This window comes from Rhodoplanes roseus, from assembly GCF_003258865.1.
Taxonomy (GTDB): Bacteria; Pseudomonadota; Alphaproteobacteria; order Rhizobiales; family Xanthobacteraceae; genus Rhodoplanes; species Rhodoplanes roseus.
The window spans coordinates 1-3,791 of record NZ_NPEX01000415.1 but is presented as its reverse complement, the minus strand read 5'-3'; the positions used below and the strand labels follow the sequence as shown (position 1 = coordinate 3,791).

At 70.0% G+C, this 3,791-nt stretch carries 4 protein-coding genes; all 4 read right to left on the bottom strand.

Annotated elements, in window-relative coordinates; genetic code table 11:
* The coding region (locus CH341_RS29300; protein WP_210208666.1) for a hypothetical protein at positions 1-839 on the bottom strand (839 nt) is incomplete at its 3' end.
* A gap of 112 nt (positions 840-951) precedes the next feature.
* Positions 952-1,191: a hypothetical protein gene (locus tag CH341_RS29295; RefSeq protein ID WP_111422831.1), complete on the bottom strand. Its 240-nt coding sequence runs from the start codon at positions 1,189-1,191 to the stop codon at positions 952-954.
* Between the two features lie 3 nt (positions 1,192-1,194).
* Positions 1,195-2,823, bottom strand: coding sequence for a CTP synthase (locus CH341_RS29290; RefSeq protein ID WP_111422829.1), 1,629 nt, complete (start codon positions 2,821-2,823; stop codon positions 1,195-1,197).
* A 223-nt stretch (positions 2,824-3,046) separates the two neighbouring features.
* The gene (gene secG / locus CH341_RS29285) at positions 3,047-3,454 is read right to left on the bottom strand and encodes a preprotein translocase subunit SecG (protein WP_111422827.1); all 408 of its coding nucleotides are present in this window, start codon (positions 3,452-3,454) and stop codon (positions 3,047-3,049) included.
* Positions 3,455-3,791 lie beyond the last annotated feature (337 nt).

Below are 3,791 nucleotides of genomic sequence, written 5' to 3'. Positions count from 1 at the left end.
GACGCGGCGCACCACGTCGAAGGCGCAGGACTGCGGGTCCGGGCACAGGACGTGGCACTTGAAGCCGAGCCGGGCGGAAAGCCGAAGATCGCCTCGAACTCCCTCGGGTCGAGCAGCGCGGCGGCCTGGTCGATCAGGTGCTGGTTGCGGGCGTTGAGCGTCTCGGCCGAGGGCGCCGCGCCGGGCCAGGCCTGGGCCGCGAAGCGGCGCGTGTCGGTGCGCAGCGCCATCAGGTCGGACAGCTTCTTGGGATCGCCGGGGCCCAGCACCTCGCGGGCGCGCGCCTCGAAGTCGTCGGGTGGTCCGGCCAAGGCTGCTCCTCCGGCGGCGAGGACCGACGGCGGCGCCGCGGCGCCGCTGCAGGCCGCGATCTTGTTGACCCAGGCGGTGTGCTGCAGGCCCCAGGGTCCGTAGATGAAGCTGCTGGCGAAGTAGCCGCGGGCGAGCTTCACGGTGAGCTGCGGCTGGCCGCCCGTGCCGGTGGCGAACAGCACCTGGTTGGCGAGCTGGTGGCAGACGCCGTCCACCCCGTAGGTGAAGATGGTGCCGCGCGCCGCCGGCACTGTCGAGGAGTCCGCATTCGGCTGCACGAGGCATTCCGCCAGCGCCCGGTTGCCGCCCTGCTGGCCCAGGAACCCGTCGCTGTTGATCGGGGTTCCGCCGGTCGGGTGGAACGAGCCCCAGCAGTACCAATAGTCCTCGCCGGCGGCGGCGACCTGCGCGTCGGTCTGGTAGGCGGACTGCCGGTTGTCGTAGGTCGTGACCCAGGTGTGGTCGACGGGCGAGTCGGTGAAATAGGCCGGTACGGCCCAGGCATACAGCGTCACGGTCGGTGCCATGATGCCACCTCCATGCACGGGACGATTGCATGAAGGACGACCGGCAATCCAGCCGCATCACCACGCGGCCGGGGCCGCCGCCTACACGCCTGCGTGAGGCGGCGCCGCGGGCCTACCGAAGATGCAGGGCGTGCAGGATATGCCCGAACGGGCCGGTGCTGCTCTTGGCGGCGGCGAGGCACTGCTCGCGCACCTGCCGGGCCTGGCCGTCGGCCGAATAGTCGACCCCGACGACGTGGCACAGCCCCTGGGAGTTCGCCTCGCGATAGCTCTCCAGCTCGATCACGGTGCCGCCGAACGTCCAGGTGAGGATCGCCAGCAGGCCGAGCAGGACGGCGAGAAGGTGCTTCATGGGTCAGACCAGCCGGCTCTGCTCGACCGCCGCCCCGACGAAGGAGGCGAACAGCGGATGCGGGGCGAAGGGGCGCGACTTCAGCTCCGGGTGGAACTGGACGCCGATGAACCATGGATGGTCCATGTACTCGACGATCTCCGGCAGCAGCCCGTCGGGCGACATGCCGCAGAAGCGCATGCCGTGCTGCTCCAGCCGGTCCTTGTAGCGGGTGTTGACCTCGTAGCGGTGGCGGTGGCGCTCGGAGATCTCGGTGGCGCCGTAGATGCCGGAGACCTTGCTGCCCGCCGCGACCTCGGCCGCGTAGGCGCCGAGCCGCATGGTGCCGCCGAGATTGCCGCCCTGGGCGCGCGTCTCCAGCTCGTTGCCGCGCAGCCATTCGGTCATCAGGCCGACCACCGGCTCGCTGGTCTCGCCGAACTCGGTCGAGTTCGCCTCGGCGACGCCGCACAGGTTGCGCACCGCCTCGATGACGGCCATCTGCATGCCGAAGCAGATGCCGAAATACGGCACCTTTCGCTCGCGCGCGAACTGCGCCGCGCGGATCTTGCCCTCGGCGCCGCGCTGGCCGAAGCCGCCCGGCACCAGGATTCCGTGGACATGCTCGAGGAACGGCGCCGGGTCCTCGCGCTCGAACACCTCGCTCTCGATCCAGTCGAGATTGACCCGCACCTTGTGGGCGACGCCGCCATGGGTGAGCGCCTCGATCAACGACTTGTAGGCATCCTTCATGCCCGTGTACTTGCCGACGATGGCGATCGTCACGTCGCCGTCCGGGTTGCGGATGCGCTCGTTGATGGTGCGCCAGCGCGACAGATCCGGCTCCTTCTCGGCCGGCAGCCCGAAGGCTTGCAGCACCTCGGCGTCGAAGCCGGCCTCGTGATAGGCCTCCGGCACGGCGTAGATCGAATCGGCGTCGCGGGCCTCGATCACGGCGCTCTCGCGGACATTGCAGAACAGCCCGAGCTTGCGCCGCTCTTCCTTCGGGATCGGCCGGTCGGTGCGGCACAGCAGGATGTCGGGCTGGATGCCGATCGAGCGCAGCTCCTTCACCGAATGCTGGGTCGGCTTGGTCTTCAGCTCGCCGGCGGACGGGATGTAGGGCAGCAGCGTGAGGTGGATGTAGATCGCGTGGCCGCGCGGCAGCTCGATGCCGAACTGGCGGATCGCCTCGAAGAACGGCAGGCCCTCGATGTCGCCGACCGTGCCGCCGATCTCCACCAGGACGAAGTCGTAGCCGTCGTTGCCGTCGCGGATGAAGTCCTTGATGGCGTTGGTGACGTGCGGGATCACCTGGATGGTGGCGCCGAGATAGTCGCCGCGCCGCTCCTTGGCGAGGATCTCCTGGTAGATACGGCCCGTGGTGATGTTGTCCTGGCGGGTCGCCGGGCGGCCCGTGAAGCGCTCGTAATGGCCGAGGTCGAGGTCCGTCTCGGCGCCGTCGTCGGTGACGAAGACCTCGCCGTGCTGGTACGGCGACATCGTCCCGGGATCGACGTTGAGATAGGGATCGAGCTTGCGCAGGCGGACCTTGTAGCCACGCGCCTGCAGCAATGCGCCGAGCGCCGCCGAAGCGAGCCCTTTGCCGAGGGAGGAGACCACGCCGCCGGTGATGAAGATGTACCGCGTCATGGGGCCCGACCTCTAGCGCCCGCCGAGCGATTCGACGAGGTCTTTGCGCGCAGGGCTGCCGTGCCGCCGCCGGTCCGGGCCGGCACGGCCGAGTTTTTCACGCCATTTCGCAATGGCTTGTCTCCAAAACCTGGGGCGCCGGACGAAGCTCGTCCGGCGGTGGATGACGGGGATGGGAAGCGATGGGGCCGGAGGCCCGGACGGCGTCTGGTGCCGCCCGTCCTCACTGCGACCGCGGCACTTCGGGGCCGGACGGCGCCGCCGGTGCGGCGGGCGCGGCCGGAGCCGCCGGCTGGCTGCCGCCGCCCGGGAGCTGGTCGAGCACGCCGCGGCCGGTGCCGAGCGGGGCCGGCGCGCCGGGCGTCGGGGCACCGACGCCGCCGTCGGCCGGGATCACCGTGGTCGGCCGGTGCGACAGGCCGGCCAGCACCGACAGCAGCAGGCTGGTGACGAAGAAGCATCCGGCCAGGATCGCGGTGGCTCGCGTCAGCGCGTTGCCGGAGCCGCGATTGCTCATGAATCCGCCGCCGCCGCCGATGCCGAGCGCGCCGCCCTCGGAGCGCTGCAGCAGCACGAGCCCGATCATGGCGAGCACGATCATCAGGTGAATGACGATGACGACGGTCTGCATGGAACGTTCCGCTGAAACGACGCTGAAAAAAACCGAGGCACACTGCCGCGACGCGACCCGCGCCGGGTCCGGCGCAGAGGCCGACCGGCGACATATAGGGGCGGCGCGCCGCGTCTACACGATCCCGCCGGGCTTTTCCACCCGGAAGGGTGAGAATTCGGGCAGGACCCAGAGTCGCTGCTTCTAACGCTTCACCTCTCCCCGCTGCGCGGGAGAGGTCGGAATACGCGCCGCAGGCGCGAATTCCGGGTGAGGGGGCGCTTCCGTATCCACGAGACGCCCCCTCATCGCGACCTTCTCCCCGCGTGCGGGGAGAAGGAGGACGGGTGCCGTGCCG